12 protein-coding genes and 1 tRNA gene are annotated in these 17,447 nt (G+C 57.0%); 8 read left to right on the forward strand and 5 right to left on the reverse strand.

What is annotated here, in order from left to right:
* Nucleotides 1-2: 2 nt before the first annotated feature.
* A complete protein-coding gene (gene putA, locus ACWKXT_RS01220) occupies nucleotides 3-3,965 on the reverse strand; it encodes a trifunctional transcriptional regulator/proline dehydrogenase/L-glutamate gamma-semialdehyde dehydrogenase (protein WP_454531477.1) in 3,963 nt (1,320 codons plus the stop codon).
* Nucleotides 3,966-4,387: 422 nt separating this feature from the next.
* Here putA and putP point away from each other — a divergent pair, with 422 nt between their 5' ends.
* Entirely contained in the window at nucleotides 4,388-5,896 is a 1,509-nt protein-coding gene (gene putP, locus ACWKXT_RS01225) for a sodium/proline symporter PutP (protein ID WP_454531478.1), read from the forward strand.
* Nucleotides 5,897-5,968: 72 nt separating this feature from the next.
* Entirely contained in the window at nucleotides 5,969-6,388 is a 420-nt protein-coding gene (locus ACWKXT_RS01230; protein ID WP_454531479.1) for a DUF3574 domain-containing protein, read from the forward strand.
* Nucleotides 6,389-6,469: 81 nt separating this feature from the next.
* Here the strand turns inward: ACWKXT_RS01230 and ACWKXT_RS01235 are convergent, their stop codons facing one another.
* The gene (locus ACWKXT_RS01235) at nucleotides 6,470-7,654 is read right to left on the reverse strand and encodes a NupC/NupG family nucleoside CNT transporter (protein WP_454531480.1); all 1,185 of its coding nucleotides are present in this window, start codon (nucleotides 7,652-7,654) and stop codon (nucleotides 6,470-6,472) included.
* A gap of 251 nt (nucleotides 7,655-7,905) precedes the next feature.
* On the opposite strand from ACWKXT_RS01235, the gene efeU reads away from it, so the two are divergent.
* From efeU to ACWKXT_RS01260, 5 genes are all read left to right on the forward strand, one after another.
* On the forward strand, nucleotides 7,906-8,739 hold the full coding sequence (gene efeU / locus ACWKXT_RS01240; RefSeq protein WP_454527262.1) for an iron uptake transporter permease EfeU: 834 nt from the start codon (nucleotides 7,906-7,908) through the stop codon (nucleotides 8,737-8,739).
* 40 nt (nucleotides 8,740-8,779) lie between these two features.
* Nucleotides 8,780-9,907: an iron uptake system protein EfeO gene (gene efeO, locus ACWKXT_RS01245; RefSeq protein WP_454531481.1), complete on the forward strand. Its 1,128-nt coding sequence runs from the start codon at nucleotides 8,780-8,782 to the stop codon at nucleotides 9,905-9,907.
* Between the two features lie 5 nt (nucleotides 9,908-9,912).
* Entirely contained in the window at nucleotides 9,913-11,196 is a 1,284-nt protein-coding gene (efeB, locus tag ACWKXT_RS01250; protein ID WP_454531482.1) for an iron uptake transporter deferrochelatase/peroxidase subunit, read from the forward strand.
* A gap of 499 nt (nucleotides 11,197-11,695) precedes the next feature.
* Entirely contained in the window at nucleotides 11,696-12,487 is a 792-nt protein-coding gene (gene phoH, locus ACWKXT_RS01255) for a phosphate starvation-inducible protein PhoH (RefSeq protein WP_454527259.1), read from the forward strand.
* Between the two features lie 382 nt (nucleotides 12,488-12,869).
* On the forward strand, nucleotides 12,870-14,375 hold the full coding sequence (locus ACWKXT_RS01260; RefSeq protein WP_454531483.1) for an alanine/glycine:cation symporter family protein: 1,506 nt from the start codon (nucleotides 12,870-12,872) through the stop codon (nucleotides 14,373-14,375).
* 149 nt (nucleotides 14,376-14,524) lie between these two features.
* On the opposite strand, the gene ACWKXT_RS01265 is transcribed toward ACWKXT_RS01260, so the two are convergent.
* The 3 genes from ACWKXT_RS01265 to ACWKXT_RS01275 form a co-directional block, all read right to left on the reverse strand.
* Nucleotides 14,525-14,612 (reverse strand) — tRNA-Ser (locus tag ACWKXT_RS01265).
* Nucleotides 14,613-14,749: 137 nt separating this feature from the next.
* Complete coding sequence (locus tag ACWKXT_RS01270) at nucleotides 14,750-15,427, reverse strand: isochorismatase family protein (RefSeq protein WP_025755865.1); 678 nt, start codon at nucleotides 15,425-15,427, stop codon at nucleotides 14,750-14,752.
* 20 nt (nucleotides 15,428-15,447) lie between these two features.
* Nucleotides 15,448-16,308: a pirin family protein gene (locus ACWKXT_RS01275; RefSeq protein ID WP_454527257.1), complete on the reverse strand. Its 861-nt coding sequence runs from the start codon at nucleotides 16,306-16,308 to the stop codon at nucleotides 15,448-15,450.
* Nucleotides 16,309-16,417: 109 nt separating this feature from the next.
* Between ACWKXT_RS01275 and ACWKXT_RS01280 the strand changes: the two genes are divergently transcribed.
* Nucleotides 16,418-17,323, forward strand: a complete 906-nt coding sequence (locus ACWKXT_RS01280; protein ID WP_454527256.1) for a LysR family transcriptional regulator — start codon at nucleotides 16,418-16,420, stop codon at nucleotides 17,321-17,323.
* Nucleotides 17,324-17,447: the final 124 nt, after the last annotated feature.

A 17,447-nucleotide genomic window follows, 5' to 3' on the forward strand; every position in this document is an offset into this window, starting at 1 on the left:
CGTTAGCCGATTGTCATCAGGCTGGCGTTACCGCCCGCCGCCGCGGTGTTGACGCTGAGCGAGCGCTCTACGTACAGGCGCTCCAGCAGCAGGTTGGTTTCCCCGCGCGCAAAGCCCTGCACCGAAACAATCGCTCCGCTGCGGGCCGCCACCTGCTCGCACAGTTCGCGCAGCTGGTCGGAATCACCGTGGTAGATCACCGCGTCAAACGGCTGGGTCAGCAGGGCATCGGCTTTCGCAAAGCGAATGCGGGCCGAGACCGCTTTTGGCAGCTGTTTGGCGAGGTCGCGATGCAGCGCATCTTCCGGCCACAGCACTTCACAACCGGTTGCCATCGCGGCGGCCAGCTGCACCAGCGCGTCCTGCTCGTTATCCGCCACGCACAGCACGCGCTCGCGCGGCATCAGCGTCCAGGTGTTGCGCTCGCCGGTTGGCCCCGGCAGCAGACGCTGGGTACCGGCCTGCGCCAGCTCGCCATATTGCCGGGCAACCGCACGCAGCTCAGGACGTTTTTCCGCCCAGGCGATCAGCGCCTCCAGCGGCTGGGTCAGCACGGTTTTCACCTGCGTATCTACCGGATAGCGTGCGTCCTGACGCGCCAGCGTCACGCCCAGGGCGTTTTCCGGACGGTTTGCCAGCAGACGGTACAGGTAGAGCGGGCCGCCCGCTTTTGGACCCGTACCGGAGAGGCCTTCGCCGCCGAACGGCTGCACGCCCACAACCGCGCCAACCATGTTGCGGTTGACGTACAGGTTGCCGACTTTGGCAGTGCCAGTGACCTGCGCAATGGTTTCGTCGATACGGGTATGCACGCCGAGCGTCAGGCCGTAGCCGGAGGCGTTGATCTGGTCGATCAACTCGTTGAGGTTGTTACGGTTGTAGCGCACCACGTGCAGTACCGGACCGAAGACCTCTTTTTTCAGCTCGTCGAAGCTTGCCAGCTCAATCAGCGTTGGCGGCACGAAGGTGCCGGTCTGCCACTCGCGGGCATCTTCGCTGTTCTCGCGCACCGCCTGGAACACCGGACGACCTTTGGCGCGCATGGTCTGAATGTGATTTTCAATGTTGGCTTTGGCTTCCGCGTCGATCACTGGCCCGATGTCGGTGGTGAGACGGCCCGGGTTGCCCATGCGGCACTCCGCCATAGCGCCGCGCAGCATCTTCAGCGTGTGGTCCGCCACATCGTCCTGCAGGCACAGCACGCGCAGGGCGGAGCAGCGCTGACCTGCGCTGTCGAAGGCGGAGGCCAGCACGTCAACCACCACCTGCTCGGTGAGCGCGGAGGAGTCCACGATCATGGCGTTCATGCCACCGGTTTCGGCGATAAGCGGGGTAGGACGCCCCTGCGCATCCAGACGGGTGGCGATGTTGCGTTGCAGCAGGGAGGCCACTTCGGTCGAGCCGGTAAACATCACGCCGCGCACGCGGTTATCGGAGGTCAGTTTCGCGCCGACCGTTTCACCGCGCCCTGGCAGCAGCTGCACCACGCCCGCAGGCACGCCAGCTTCCAGAAGAATGTTGATGCCCTGTGCGGCAATCAGCGGGGTCTGCTCCGCCGGTTTCGCCAGCACGCTGTTGCCTGCGGCAAGGGCTGCGGCAATCTGGCCGGTGAAGATTGCCAGCGGGAAGTTCCATGGGCTGATACACACTACCGGGCCGAGCGGGCGGTGGGTTTCATTATCGAAATCATCGCGCACCTGACCAGCGTAGTAGTGCAGGAAGTCGACCGCCTCGCGCACTTCGGCGATGGCGTTGCTGAAGGTTTTACCCGCTTCGCGCACCAGAATGCCGATGAGCGACTGCATCTGATCTTCCATCAGCACCGCGGCGCGTTCCAGAATGGCGGCACGCTCCTGCGGCGGCGTGGCGAACCAGATTGGCGCGTTATTCACCGCGCTGTCCAGCGCCTGGTCAACTTCCGCTTCGGTGGCTTCACGCACGTAGCCGACGATATCTTTTGGCTCTGCCGGGTTAATGACCGGCTGCATTTCGCCGTCAGCAACGGACTGTTCCAGGATCGGCTTCGCCTGCCATTTCTGCAATGCGCTGTTGAGCAGGGCAGAGGAGAGCGATGCCAGACGATGTTCGTTGGCGAGATCCAGACCCGCCGAGTTGACGCGGCCTGCGCCATACAGCTCGCGCGGCAGGGCAATCTTCGGATGCGGCAGGCCAATCTGGCCTTCCTGCACCGCCATCTTCTCTACGGCCTGCACCGGATCGGCAACCAGCTCGTCCAGCGGCAGGGTGGTGTCGGCGATGCGGTTAACGAAGGAGGTGTTTGCGCCGTTTTCCAGCAGACGACGCACCAGGTATGCCAGCAGGGTTTCGTGGGTTCCCACCGGGGCATAGATGCGGCACGGGCGGTTCAGCTTGCCGTCCGCCACTTTACCGGTGACCTGCTCGTACAGCGGTTCACCCATGCCGTGCAGGCACTGGAACTCGTACTGGCCCGGATAGTAGTTCTGCCCGGCCAGGCTGTAGATTGCCGCCAGGGTGTGGGCGTTATGGGTGGCGAACTGCGGATAGATCAGGTTCGGCACGCCGAGCAGCTTTTTCGCACAGGCGAGATAAGAGACGTCGGTGTAAACCTTGCGGGTATAGACCGGATAGCCTTCCAGACCTTCCATCTGGGCGCGTTTGATTTCGCTATCCCAGTAGGCGCCTTTCACCAGACGGATCATCAGGCGACGGCGGCTGCGGCTTGCCAGGTCAATCAGGTAATCAATGACGAACGGGCAGCGCTTCTGGTAGGCCTGGATAACGAAACCAATCCCGTTCCAGCCTGCCAGCTCCGGCTCGAAGCACAGTTTTTCCAGCAGATCGAGGGAGATCTCCAGACGGTCGGCCTCTTCGGCGTCGATATTAATGCCGATGTCATACTGGCGCGCCAGCAGGGTCAGGGACTTCAGGCGCGGGTAGAGTTCTTCCATCACCCGGTCGTACTGCGCACGGCTGTAGCGCGGGTGCAGGGCGGAAAGCTTGATAGAGATGCCCGGCCCTTCATAAATACCGCGACCGTTGGACGCTTTACCGATGGCGTGGATCGCCTGCTGGTAGGAGACCATGTAGGCCTGCGAGTCGGCGGCGGTCAGCGCCGCTTCACCCAGCATGTCGTAGGAGTAGCGGAAGCCTTTGTCTTCCAGCTTGCGGGCGTTCGCCAGCGCTTCGGCAATGGTTTCGCCGGTGACGAACTGCTCGCCCATCAGGCGCATCGCCATGTCCACGCCCTTGCGGATCAGCGGCTCGCCGCTCTTGCCGATGATGCGGTTCAGGGAACGGGAGAGGTTGGCTTCGTTATGGGTGGAGACCAGCTTGCCGGTAAAGAGCAGACCCCAGGTGGCCGCGTTGACGAACAGCGACGGGCTGCGGCCAATGTGGGAATGCCAGTTGCCGTTGCTGATCTTGTCGCGGATCAGCGCGTCGCGGGTGGCTTTATCCGGAATACGCAGCAGTGCTTCCGCCAGGCACATCAGCGCCACGCCTTCCTGAGAGGAGAGGGAGAACTCCTGCAGCAGACCCTGCACCATACCGGCGCGTCCGCTGGCGGTTTTCTGGTTACGCAGCTTGTCGGCGAGCTGATACGCGAGGCTGTGCGCCTGAGCGGCAACGGCTTCCGGCAGGCGCGCCTGCTCCAGCAGCATTGGCACGGCGTCGGTTTCGGCGCGGCGGTAAGCGCCGGTAATGGCGGCGCGGCTGACGGACTGCGGCAGGATCTGCTCGGCAAATTCGAGGAACGGCTGGTGGTTCTCTTCCACCGCCGTCGCGGTATCTTCGCTTTCGTTCGCTGCACCCGCCAGCAGGGCAGGCAGTTCCGGCAGGCCGTCTTCGCTCTCCAGCCTTTCCAGATAGTTAAAAATGGCCTGCTTGATTAGCCAGTGCGGTGTGCGGTCAATGCGGGTTGCTGCGGTCTTAATCCGTTCGCGGGTCGCGTCATCCAGCTTAACCCCCATGGTGGTCATCCCCATGCCAAAACTCCTGTTGTTCTGTAATAGCGTTCTGTTGATAGCGTGAAATATCCACCATGTTGCAACTTTGTGCAACCGTGTTAAATGTGACCTGGTTTGCAAGCTGGAAAATGAATGGATTGTTAACGAATGGTTAGCTGGAAAAAAGCGCTGGCTTCTGCATGCGAAGCCTGGTTTTATGCGGTACTTAACACTTTTCAAAGGTGCAACCCGTATAAATGTGAGCGAGTGCAACCTATAGGAAACTCGTATCAAACCGGGGATGAATTTGATGTAAATGCAGTGTTAAATCGTTTGTCAGTGGGATGCGTATACGGCAGGATAGCGCGCCCAACGGAAACACATACACACATCACTACGTTCCGGTGATGACATAACAAGGCAACCCGGACGGTTGTCGCTCGACATTTTGGAGAATTTGAATGGCTATTAGCACACCGATGCTGGTGACATTTCTCGTTTATATTTTTGGCATGATCCTGATAGGGTTTTTGGCATGGCGTTCAACAAAGAACTTTGACGACTACATTCTGGGTGGCCGCAGCTTAGGCCCGATGGTCACCGCGCTCTCTGCGGGCGCCTCCGACATGAGCGGCTGGCTGCTGATGGGCCTGCCGGGCGCAATTTTCATCTCCGGTATTTCCGAAAGCTGGATCGCCATCGGCCTGACCGTGGGCGCGTGGATCAACTGGAAGCTGGTGGCAGGCCGTCTGCGCGTGCACACCGAAGCCAACAACAACGCCCTGACGCTGCCGGACTACTTCACCGGACGCTTTGAAGATAACAGCCGCATTCTGCGCATTATCTCCGCGGTGGTGATTCTGCTGTTCTTCACCATCTACTGTGCCTCTGGCATCGTGGCCGGTGCGCGCCTGTTCGAAAGCACCTTCGGCATGAGCTATGAAACCGCCCTGTGGGCCGGTGCCGCGGCGACCATTCTCTATACCTTCGTGGGCGGGTTCCTGGCGGTAAGCTGGACCGACACCGTGCAGGCGAGCCTGATGATTTTCGCCCTGATCCTGACCCCGGTGATTGTGATTTTCACCGTAGGCGGCTTTGGCGAATCGCTGGAAGTGATCAAGCAGAAGAGCATTGAAAACGTCGACATGCTGAAAGGGCTGAACTTCGTGGCCATCGTCTCCCTGATGGGCTGGGGCCTGGGCTACTTCGGTCAGCCGCACATTCTGGCGCGCTTCATGGCGGCGGATTCTCACCACACTATCGTACACGCGCGTCGCATCAGCATGACGTGGATGATCCTGTGTCTGGCGGGCGCGTGTGCGGTCGGCTTCTTTGGTATCGCGTACTTCAACAACAACCCGGCGCAGGCGGGCGCGGTGAACCAGAACGCCGAGCGCGTGTTCATCGAGCTGGCGCAAATTCTGTTTAACCCGTGGATTGCCGGTATCCTGCTCTCCGCGATCCTGGCGGCGGTGATGTCCACCCTGAGCTGCCAGCTGCTGGTTTGCTCCAGTGCAATTACCGAAGACCTCTACAAAGCCTTCCTGCGTAAAAACGCGAGCCAGAAAGAGCTGGTGTGGGTAGGGCGCTTTATGGTGCTGGGCGTGGCGCTGATTGCCATTGCGCTGGCGGCCAACCCGGATAACCGCGTGTTGGGTCTCGTGAGCTACGCGTGGGCGGGCTTCGGTGCGGCATTTGGTCCAGTAGTCCTGTTCTCCGTCATGTGGTCACGCATGACCCGTAACGGCGCGCTGGCGGGCATGATCATCGGTGCGGTGACCGTTATCGTCTGGAAACAGTTCGCGTGGCTGGGCCTGTACGAAATCATTCCGGGCTTCATCTTCGGCAGCATCGGCATTGTGGTGTTCAGCCTGCTGGGTAAAGCGCCGTCTGCGTCTATGCAGAAACGCTTTGCGGAAGCGGACGCGCATTACCACACTGCACCGCCGACGAAGCTTCAGGCAGAATAATTTTCCCCTCACCCTAACCCTCTCCCCGATGGGGAGAGGGAACAGACCGTTCACCAGTGTGAGTAATAATAAATGATGATTAAAACAGGGTTGATGGCGGCGGCATTCGTGTTGCTGGCAGGCTGTAATGCACCGATGCAACGCGCGCCGGTAGAAACCTGCAAAGCGGATAACCAGATGCAGCAGACCACGCTCTTTTTCGGCTTGAATCGTCCGGCCGGGGCGCAGATTACCGGCAGTGAGTGGCAGCAGTTTGTCGACCAGGACGTGACGCCGCGCTTTCGCGATGGCTTAACGGTATTTGATGCGCGTGGGCAGTGGCTGGGTAACGATGGCAAAGTGGCGCGCGAACCCAGCAAGACATTGATGCTGATCCACGGTAAAGATGCGCAGAGCGAGAAGAACATCGAAGCGTTACGCGGAATTTATAAATCCCGCTTCGCGCAGGAGTCGGTGATGCGCGTCGACCAGCCGGTGTGCGTGCAGTTCTAATAAAAACGGCGGGATAACCCGCCGTTGTTGTATCGTAGGCCCATGCAAGTGAAGCACCGCCGGGCATTAACCGCACAAAACTTACAGCACCAACCCCGCAAAGCTCGCCGACAGCAGGCTCACCAGCGTCGCGCCGTACACCAGACGCAAACCAAACCGCGACACCACGTTGCCCTGCTGCTCGTTCAGGCCCTTAATCGCCCCGGCGACGATGCCGATGGAGGCGAAGTTCGCGAACGACACCAGGAAGACGGACAAAATGCCCAGCCCGCGCGGTGACATCTGATGGGCAATCTTTTGCAGCTCAATCATCGCCACAAATTCATTCGCTACCAGCTTGGTTGCCATAATGCTGCCCGCGTTCAGGGCATCGCTCAGCGGAATACCAATAAGCCACGCCAGCGGATAAAACACATAGCCCAAAATCTGCTGAAAGCTCATGCCGAATACGCTGGAGAAGAGGGCGTTAACGGCGCTAATAAGGGCGATAAAGCCAATCAGCATTGCCAGAATAATCATCGCCACCTTAAAACCGGCCAGAATATACTCGCCCAGCATTTCGAAAAAGCTCTGGGATTCATGCAGTTTTTCCAGCCTGATATCCGGCTCCGCTTCCGGGCGTACCGGGTTAATGACGGAGAGAATAATAAAGGTGCTGAACATGTTCAGGATCAGCGCCGCGACGACAAATTTTGCGTCCAGCATGGTCATATAGGCCCCGACAATCGACAGGGAGACCGTCGACATGGCGGTTGCGGCCATGGTGAAGAGACGACGAGAGGAGAGATCCCCCAGCACGCCCTTGTAGGCAATGAAGTTTTCCGACTGACCAAGGATCAGCGAGCTTACCGCATTAAAGGATTCCAGCTTGCCCATGCCGTTCAGTTTTGACAGCAGCGTCCCGATAACCCGAATAAATATCGGCAGAATTCGCCAGTGCTGGAGAATACCAATCAGCGCGGAAATAAAAATAATCGGGCACAGCACGCCAAGGAAAATGAACGCCAGCCCTTTATCACCCATGCCGCCAAAGACGAAATTTGTCCCTTCAGAGGCGAATTTAAGCAGCGATTCAAAGAAGCCGGAGACGTATTTAATAATAAACAGGCCGCTTTCTGCGTGAAGGAAAAAGAAGGCCAGAGCAATTTCAATAACAATCAGCTGTAAAACATAACGAATGCGAATTTTTCGGCGGTCGAAACTCACCAGCCAGGCAAGCGCAAGAATAATCACCAGCGCCAGCAGGAAATGGACAATCTTAAACATGGTTTATTTTCGGTTGGTTTTCGAGGCGGACATTTAGCCACAGCGTTGATTAACCGTAAATGGGCATTTTCGTTATAACTTATAAACGTAATTGTAACGACTGGAATTATTATCTTGCGATGCGGTTACAACTCGTCATCAAAACATCACACATTTCGCTTGTGTTTCTTTTCGCCGTAATGATAATCACTATCACAAGAATTTACCTTTCTTTGCATCAGTTGACCGCGATAAACATTTAAGGTGTCGGCATGTTTGTTCCATTTCTCATTATGTTACGTGAAGGCCTTGAAGCGGCCCTGATTGTCAGCCTTATCGCCAGTTATCTGAAGCGAACCCAGCGCGGGCGCTGGATCGGCGTGATGTGGGTTGGCGTCTTCCTTGCCGCGGCGCTCTGCCTGGGGCTGGGTATTCTTATCAATGAAACCACCGGCGAATTCCCCCAGAAAGAGCAGGAGCTGTTTGAAGGCATCGTCGCCGTGATTGCGGTGTTCATCCTGACGTGGATGGTCTTCTGGATGCGCAAAGTTTCCCGCAATGTGAAGGTGCAGCTGGAGCAGGCGGTGGATAACGCCCTGCAAAAAGGCAACCATCACGGCTGGGCGCTGATCATGATGGTCTTTTTCGCCGTGGCGCGTGAAGGCCTGGAATCTGTGTTTTTCCTGCTGGCGGCTTTTCAGCAGGACGTGGGCATCTGGCCGCCGCTGGGCGCCATGCTCGGGCTGGGAACCGCGGTGGTGCTGGGCTTTCTGCTCTACTGGGGCGGCATTCGTCTGAACCTCGGCGCGTTCTTCAAGTGGACCAGCCTGTTTATTCTGCTGGTGGCGGCCGGGCTGGCGGCTGGGGCGATCCGCGCCTTCCACGAAGCGGGCCTGTGGAACCACTTCCAGGACGTGGCGTTCGATCTCAGCAACGTTCTCTCCACCCATTCACTGACCGGCACCCTGCTCGAAGGGATCTTCGGCTACCAGGAAACGCCGAGCGTCAGTGAAGTGGCGATGTACTTTATCTATCTGGTTCCGGCGCTGGTGCTGTTCGTAATGCCGCCGCGTACCGGCTCGCAGGCGTCGCGCGTCGCGCCATAATTATCTTTTTAGTTACAACATACTTTTTAAGGGAAGAGTCATGGCAATTCAGTTCCGTCGTAGTGCGTTATGCGCAGGCATTGCCGCGCTGTTCGCTTCTGCCTTCACCGCTCAGGCGGCAGATATTCCGCAGGTAAAAGTCACCGTCAACGATAAACAGTGCGAGCCGATGACCATCACGGTGAACAGCGGCAAAACGCAGTTTATTATTCAGAACCACAGCCAGAAGGCGCTGGAGTGGGAGATCCTCAAAGGCGTAATGGTGGTGGAAGAGCGTGAAAACATCGCCCCTGGCTTCAGCCAGAAGATGACCGCCAACCTGCAGCCGGGTGAATACGACATGACCTGCGGGCTGCTGACCAATCCGAAAGGTAAGCTGATCGTCAAGGGCGACGCCACGAAGGATGCCGCGAAGGGTGACGCGCTGCTGAGCCTGGGTGAGGCCATCACCGCCTATAAAGCCTACGTGACCAAAGAGACGGCGGACCTGGTCGCGGGCACCAAAGCCTTCACTGACGCGGTGAAAGCGGGCGATATCAAAAAAGCGAAATCCCTGTACGCGCCAACCCGTCAGCACTACGAGCGCATCGAGCCGATTGCCGAGCTGTTCTCTGACCTTGATGGCAGCATTGATGCCCGTGAAGACGACTACGAGCAGAAGGCCGCCGATCCGAAATTCACCGGTTTCCACCGTCTGGAAAAAGCCCTGTTTGGCAATAACTCCACCAAAGGGATGGAGAAATACGCCGGGCAGCTGAATACTGACGTGCTGGAGCTGCAAAAGCGCATCAGCGAGCTGGCCTTCCCGCCGTCGAAAGTAGTGGGCGGTGCGGCCGGTCTGATTGAAGAAGTGGCCGCGAGCAAAATCAGTGGTGAAGAAGATCGTTACAGCCACACCGACCTGTGGGACTTCCAGGCCAACGTCGACGGCGCGCAGAAGATTGTCGATCTGCTGCGTCCTCAGCTGCAAAAAGAGAACGGCGAACTGCTGGCAAAAGTGGATGCCAACTTTAAAAAGGTCGACACCATCCTGGCGAAGTATCGCACCAAAGACGGGTTTGAAACCTACGACAAGCTGACCGATGCCGACCGTAACGCGCTGAAAGGCCCGATTACCACCCTGGCGGAAGATCTCTCCCTGCTGCGCGGCGTTCTGGGTCTGGACTAAGCACGATGAACAAGCACAGCGAGAACGACGTGGTTGAGCCTTCACGTCGTCGATTGTTAAAAGGGGTAGGGGCGCTGGGCGGCGCGCTTGCCCTGGCAGGTGGCTGCCCGGTGGCGCACGCGGCAAAACCACAAAGCGCACCCGGCACGCTGTCTCCGGATGCCCGCATGGAGACGCAGCCGTTTTATGGGGATCACCAGGCGGGTATTCTGACGCCGCAGCAGGCTTCCATGATGCTGGTGGCCCTTGATTCGCTGGCGAGCGATAAGGCCGATCTGGAGCGGCTGTTCCGCCTGCTGACGGCGCGCATTGCGTTTCTTACCGCGGGCGGTCCGGCGCCGGAGACGCCAAACCCGCGTCTGCCGCCGATGGATTCCGGCATCCTCGGGGCGTTTATCGCCCCGGATAACCTGACCATTACCGTCTCGGTGGGCGCGTCGTTGTTTAATGAACGCTACGGCCTGGCAAAACAGAAGCCGAAAGCGCTGCAGAAAATGACGCGCTTCCCGAATGATTCGCTCGACGCGGCGCTGTGTCACGGCGACCTGCTCCTGCAGATTTGCGCCAATACCCAGGACACGGTGATCCACGCCCTGCGCGATATCATCAAACACACGCCGGATCTGCTGAGCGTGCGCTGGAAGCGGGAAGGGTTTATCTCTGACCATGCCGCCCGCAGCAAAGGCAAAGAGACGCCGGTTAATCTGCTGGGCTTTAAGGACGGCACGGCCAACCCGGACAGCAGCGATGCGGCGTTGATGAAAGACGTGATATGGGTGACGGCAGATCAGGGCGAACCGGCGTGGGCGGTGGGCGGCAGCTATCAGGCGGTGCGCATTATCCAGTTCCACGTCGAGTTCTGGGACCGCACGCCGCTGAAAGAGCAGCAGACCATTTTTGGCCGTGACAAGCAGAGTGGGGCGCCGCTGGGCATGAAGCACGAGCATGACGTGCCCGACTACGCGAGCGATCCGAATGGCGACGTCATTGCGCTCGACAGCCATATCCGCCTTGCTAACCCGCGCACCAAAGAGACGCAGTCCAGCCTGATGATGCGCCGTGGCTACAGCTATTCTCTGGGCGTGACCAACTCCGGCCAGCTTGACATGGGACTGCTGTTTGTCTGCTATCAGCACGATCTGGAGAAAGGTTTCCTGACCGTACAGAAGCGGCTGAACGGCGAAGCGCTGGAAGAGTATATAAAACCTATCGGCGGCGGCTATTTCTTTGCTCTGCCTGGCCCGCGCGACCGGAACGCGTACCTCGCGCAAGGGCTGATCGAAGCCTGATAATTGTCCCTGCGATAGTTCGCGGGGACATTATTTTTTCATATGACTATCTTGTTGTTATATTTCTGTAATATTCCTATATGAGACTGATTCCGCTGCAGGAGCAGTCTTAAAAGTTGCACTCAGGTAAAATAAATGTTGCATTTATGATAACTCCTGATGTACTTAAGATAAGACAGCGGTAGTTCCCGGCAGTGATGCTGAATCACTATGGAGATCGCGAATGGTTGCGTCCTGTACTGGACAAGGTAAACACAACAACCGCAGCACCCGGCGCGGAGGCTCAGACTCCGGCAGCGATCTCCTCACCACTAAATTCTCCCCCACACCTCAAGAATCTGATTCGACCGACGTGCAGAACGGTGCGCGTAGCCGTTCCGTATTGTCATCCGATAAAGCAAGCAATGGCTTACAAGGAAGCCAACCCTCTGATGTTCGTGCGCATAATCGTGCCGAAGCTGGCGCGTGTGATGAATACCAACAACTCAAGGTGCTATCCATGGGAAGACAAAAAGCAGTGATCAAAGCTCGTCGCGAAGCAAAACGTGTGCTGAGACGGGATTCACGTAGCCATAAACAGCGTGAAGAAGAATCGGTCACCTCGCTTGTGCAGATGAGTGGCGTAGAAGCAATTGGCATGGCCCGAGACAGCCGTGATAATTCTCCAATTGTGGCGCGCAATGAGGCTCAGGCGCACTACCTGAATGCTATCGAGAGTAAACAGCTCATCTTTGCAACCGGTGAAGCCGGATGCGGGAAAACCTGGATCAGTGCGGCCAAAGCAGCGGAAGCGCTGATCCATAAGGACGTGGATCGCATAATTGTTACCCGTCCGGTACTGCAAGCTGATGAAGATCTCGGTTTCCTGCCCGGGGATATTTCGGAGAAGTTTGCTCCGTACTTCAGGCCCGTCTATGACGTGCTGGTGAAGCGACTGGGTGCATCCTTTATGCAGTACTGCCTGCGACCAGAGATTGGCAAGGTGGAAATCGCGCCGTTCGCCTATATGCGCGGACGTACATTTGAAAATGCGGTCGTCATTCTTGATGAGGCTCAGAATGTGACCGCTGCGCAAATGAAGATGTTCTTAACGCGCCTCGGGGAGAACGTGACGGTTATCGTTAACGGCGATATCACCCAGTGTGACTTGCCATCCGGCGTGAAGTCCGGGTTGAGCGACGCGATGTCACGTTTTGAGGAAGATGAGATGATTGGGGTGGTACGTTTCACCAAAGAGGACTGTGTGCGTTCGGCGCTGTGCCAGCGTACGCTGCAGGTTTATTCCGACTAAAGGTAAAGCATTATCGTTTTACCGCTTTTTTGTAATCTCTTCCCGGCGTTATGCCGGGAAGCGTTTTTTTATTCTTTGTATAACTCACCTGTTATTCATAATTAATCATTTTGATTATTCATTTTTATGGCTGGTTTTTATTTGAGCGGCAGAAGTGTGATATGTGTTTATAATATCCACAAAATATCTATGAATATAATGATCGCGCTAATTGTTAGTTAAAAACTAAACGTGAATGATGTCACAGAACATTACTACGGAGTAAAAATTAAGTTGGTGTCTTCTGGGGAGTTATCTATGTTTCGTACTTGTTCGAACAAAATTCTAAGAAGAAACACAACAGGGGAAGCATTCCCCCGACACATCACGCTGAGGGTCATACATGAACGAACTGGTTGGTGCTATTAATGGTGTAATCTGGAGCCCTGCGTTAATATTTTTATGTCTGGGTGTTGGTCTCTATTTCTCACTGCGTAGTCGCTTTCTGCAATTACGTCACATGAAACATATGATTACCCTGATGTTCCAGGGGCGTCCCACCGATGCAGGCGTGTCGTCGTTTCAGGCGCTGACGATGACGCTGGCAGGCCGTGTGGGGACAGGTAATATCGCCGGTGTGGCCACGGCAATTACCTTTGGCGGTCCGGGTGCGCTTTTCTGGATGTGGATAGTAGCGTTTTTGGGTGCCAGCTCAGCGTTTGTCGAATCCACGCTCGGTCAGGTTTATAAAGAAAAAATAAACGGTGAATATCGCGGTGGTCCTGCCTTTTATATTGAAAAAGGGCTAGGGGTTAAGTGGTATGCATGGTTATTTGCTATTGTGACTATTTTCTCCTGCGGGTTATTACTTCCGGGCGTACAGGCAAACTCTATTGGCGCGAGCCTGGATATTGCCTTTGGTCTGAGCCCGAACGTCACGGCAGCATTACTTGCCGTGCTGTTAAGTTTTATTATTTTCGGTGGTGTGAAAAGGATCGCCAGCTTTAGTAGCATGGTGGTTCCATTTATGGCGCTCGGCTATATTATTGTCGCCTGCGTTATTATCGCCATTAATATTAACCAGCTCCCTTCGGTTATTCTGCTGATCTGGAAAAGTGCCTTCGGCCTTGAAGCGGGCTTTGGTGCCATCCTCGGTCAGGCGATTATGTGGGGCGTTAAGCGCGGGGTCTATTCCAACGAGGCGGCGCAGGGAACCGGACCACACGCGTCATCGGCGGCGGCGGTGAGCCATCCGGTGAAGCAGGGGCTGGTTCAGGCATTCTCAGTCTACATTGATACGCTGTTTGTCTGCTCCGCGACGGGATTCATGCTGCTGATCACCGGGCTGTATAATGTGCAGGGCGTCGACGGCGCGGCGCTGTATACCGGAATTGCAGGCGTGGCCGCAGGGCCGGGATATGTCCAGACGGCAATGGAAAGTATGATGCCGGGCTTTGGTAATTACTTTGTTGCCATTGCGCTGTTCTTCTTTGCCTTCACCACGATCATTGCTTACTACTATATCGCCGAAACCAATATCGCCTACATCAACCGTAAAATTCACCGCCCGTGGCTGACGTTCCTGCTCAAGCTGTGTCTGATGGCTTCGACGGTATATGGCACGGTTCGTACCGCGGATCTGGCATGGGGGCTGGGGGATATTGGCGTAGGGCTGATGGCATGGCTCAACATTATTGCCATTGTGCTGTTGCATAAAAAAGCGTTTGCCAGCCTGAAGGATTATGAAATCCAGAATGCGCAGGGGCTGGATCCACAGTTTGACCCCGTTCGGTTGGGGATTAAAAATGCGGATTACTGGCTGGAGGAGCGTAAGGATGAGGCTGTTGCTCCGCCTGAGCAGGTTTCATCTCTTGAAAGAAAGCAGCCGGCAGGGAAGTTGAATAGCTGAGGAATGGTTGAGACAGGCCCGTGCTTTTGTACGGGCTTTCTTTTTTTGTAGGTGAGGCAGCTCGTGTCGCACCGGGGGGGCTCATCCCCCCCTTATGGGAATATAAAAGAAAAAAGCCCGTACTTTCGTACGAGCTCTCATCTTGAATATGGCGGTGAGGGGGGGATTCGAACCCCCGATACGTTGCCGTATACACACTTTCCAGGCGTGCTCCTTCAGCCACTCGGACACCTCACCATATTGTTTTGCTGCCTGACCGCTTGGGGGGCAACGGGGCGCTACTATAGGGAGTTGCGCGAAAGCGGTCAAGCAGATTTTCTGCATTCGTGCTTGTTCGGTTAAGCCTTAATCAGCTTATGCCGCACAGCGGATGATTAACGCTGTGAATCGAGCACTTCGCTGTTTTTCACCACTTCCTGCGCTTTGCCGTAGCTTTCGATCAGCAGCTGGTAAGCCGGGAAGATGTGGGTGTATACCTCAGCCCATTCAGCCGCATCTTCACGGTTCCAGGTTCGCTGGATCTCAGAGGCCACCGCAGCGGTATCCATCGGTACCACACCGGCCTGAACCACGCGCGCCAGAGTGATCTCCTGCGCCATTTTGCTGTAGGTGCCGGAGGCATCAATTACCGCAAACACTTTGTACCCGTCCGCCACCGCGCTGATGGACGGGAAGGCCATGCAGACGCTGGTGATCGTGCCCGCAATAATCAGCGTTTTGCGCCCGGTGGCTTTCACCGCCGCCACGAACTCCGGGTTATCCCAGGCGTTGATCTCACCTTTGCGTGCCACATATTGCGCATGCGGCGCGTTGGCGTGGATCTCCGGGATAAGCGGACCGTTCGGTCCCTGTGGAACGGAGGCCGTGGTGATCACCGGGATCTTCGCCAGCGTGGCAATTTTTGCCAGCGCCGCCGCGCGCGCCCGCAGCTCCGGCATTGGCATGTCGCCGACGGTCTGGAACAGACCGCTCTGGTGGTCGATAAGCAGCATGACGGCATCATTTACGTCAATGACGGGACGTGCACCGTTGAAGTTTGCAGGGGTAGACATATTGCGCTCCTTTATTACGTTTAGATCTGGCCAAAGTGGCCGGAGTTGAAATCGCGAATAGCCTCGGCGATCTCGGTTTTACTGTTCATCACAAACGGGCCGTAGCCCACAATGGGTTCATTCAGCGGCTCACCGGCCATCAGCAGCACTTTGGCGTCGCTGTTCGCTTCCAGATGCAGCCTGTCGCCGCTCTGGCTCAGCACGACCAGCTGCGCTTCACCCGCTGGCGTGGTGCCGTTGACCGTTATGCTGCCCTCAAGTACCACCAGCGCCGTGCTCCAGCCTTCGGGCTGATTGAGCGTCAGATGGCTGCCCTGGTGCAGCGACAGATCCCACACGTTCAGCGGTGAGAAGGTATGGGCCGGGCCCGTCACATCCTCAAAGCGACCGGCGATGACCCGCAGCGTGCCGCTGTTATCCGGCAGCGTGACCACCGGGATATCGGCTTTGGTGATGCTCTGGTAGCCAGGCGTCGCCATTTTGTCTTTGGCGGGCAGGTTGACCCACAGCTGCATCATTTTCAGTTCGCCGCCCTTCTGTGCGAAAGCGCTGGAGTGGAACTCCTCGTGCAGGATGCCCGCGCCTGCTGTCATCCACTGGACATCGCCGGGGCCGATGACGCCGCCTCTGCCAGTGGAGTCGCGATGCTCCACTTCGCCGGAGTAAACGATGGTTACCGTTTCAAAGCCGCGATGAGGATGCTCGCCCACGCCGCGTTTCGCGCCGTCCGCCGGGAAGGTGTACGGCCCGGCATAGTCCAGCAGCAGAAACGGGCTCAGCGGCTCGCCGTGCGTCTGGTAAGAAAACATCGAACGAACCGGAAAACCGTCACCGACCCAGTGCGGACGAGGTGCGGTATAAACGCCTGTTACGTTTTTCATGATTAACTCCTGATGTTCTGTTGATGTAATTAGCTTATATTCAGGGTTAATATCCCGGTAGATAGTGAAAATGACATTCACTGTTCTGAAAATAGAACGATGAGGACATATGCAGGATCTCAATGATTTCGCGTGGTTTGTGAAGGTGGTGGACCATGGTGGGTTTGCGGCGGCGGGGCGGGCGCTCGATCAGCCTAAGTCGAAACTGAGTCGCCGGATCGCCCAGCTGGAAGAGCGCCTTGGCGTGCGGTTGATCCAGCGTACCACCCGGCAGTTTACGGTGACGGAGGTGGGGCAGACCTTCTATCAGCACTGCAAGGCGATGCTGATAGAGGCAGAGGCGGCGGAAGAGGCGGTGGCGGCGTTACAGGCTGAGCCGCGCGGTGTGGTCAGGATCACCTGTCCCGTTACCTTGCTGCACGTTCATGTGGGGCCGATGCTGGCACGGTTTATGGCGCGCTTTCCGGGGATCAATCTTCAGCTTGAAGCCACCAACCGGCGGGTTGATCTGGTGGGGGAGGGCATCGACGTGGCGATCCGCGTGCGTCCACGTCCGTTTGACGACAGCGATCTGGTGTTAAGGGTGCTGGCAGACAGAGGACACTGTCTTGTGGCGAGCCCTGCGTTGATTGAGCGGATGGGCAGCCCTGCCATGCCCTCTGAACTGAGCGAATGGCCGGGTTTGAGCATGGGGGTGGGAAAGCAGCTGCACAGATGGGAGCTGAGCGGGCCCGAGGGGGCTAAAGCCGCGATTCATTACGCGCCGCGCTTTATTACTACCGATATGCTGGCGCTGCGTGAAGCGGCGATGGCGGGGGTGGGTGTGGTGCAGCTGCCAATTTTGATGGTCAAGGATCAGCTGGCATCGGGAGAACTGGTTCGGGTGCTGGATGCATGGGAACCCCGACGGGAAGTTATTCACGCTGTTTATCCCTCCAGGCGAGGTTTGCTGCCGTCCGTCAGAACGCTGGTGGATTTTCTTACCGAAGAGTATGCGCGGATGGTGGAGGAGTAACGATCCCCTCGCCCCTTTGGGGAGAGGGTTAGGGTGAGGGGCTCAGCCCGCACCGGGCTGCTTGTAGCACCGGGGGGGATTGACTCGCTGCGCTCGCCCTGCGGGCAGCCTGTTCGCTTCGCTC

It is taken from the genome of Enterobacter sp. UPMP701 (assembly GCF_053709515.1).

Bases quoted from the DNA above. Each gene is read 5' to 3' on its own strand.
- ACWKXT_RS01275 (WP_454527257.1), bottom strand. From the start codon at position 16,308: ATGAAAAACGTAACAGGCGTTTATACCGCACCTCGTCCGCACTGGGTC.
- phoH (WP_454527259.1), top strand. From the start codon at position 11,696: ATGGGAAGACAAAAAGCAGTGATCAAAGCTCGTCGCGAAGCAAAACGT.
- ACWKXT_RS01235 (WP_454531480.1), bottom strand. From the start codon at position 7,654: ATGTTTAAGATTGTCCATTTCCTGCTGGCGCTGGTGATTATTCTTGCG.
- ACWKXT_RS01230 (WP_454531479.1), top strand. From the start codon at position 5,969: ATGATGATTAAAACAGGGTTGATGGCGGCGGCATTCGTGTTGCTGGCA.
- efeO (WP_454531481.1), top strand. From the start codon at position 8,780: ATGGCAATTCAGTTCCGTCGTAGTGCGTTATGCGCAGGCATTGCCGCG.
- efeU (WP_454527262.1), top strand. From the start codon at position 7,906: ATGTTTGTTCCATTTCTCATTATGTTACGTGAAGGCCTTGAAGCGGCC.
- putA (WP_454531477.1), bottom strand. From the start codon at position 3,965: ATGGGGATGACCACCATGGGGGTTAAGCTGGATGACGCGACCCGCGAA.
- ACWKXT_RS01270 (WP_025755865.1), bottom strand. From the start codon at position 15,427: ATGTCTACCCCTGCAAACTTCAACGGTGCACGTCCCGTCATTGACGTA.
- putP (WP_454531478.1), top strand. From the start codon at position 4,388: ATGGCTATTAGCACACCGATGCTGGTGACATTTCTCGTTTATATTTTT.
- ACWKXT_RS01280 (WP_454527256.1), top strand. From the start codon at position 16,418: ATGCAGGATCTCAATGATTTCGCGTGGTTTGTGAAGGTGGTGGACCAT.
- efeB (WP_454531482.1), top strand. From the start codon at position 9,913: ATGAACAAGCACAGCGAGAACGACGTGGTTGAGCCTTCACGTCGTCGA.
- ACWKXT_RS01260 (WP_454531483.1), top strand. From the start codon at position 12,870: ATGAACGAACTGGTTGGTGCTATTAATGGTGTAATCTGGAGCCCTGCG.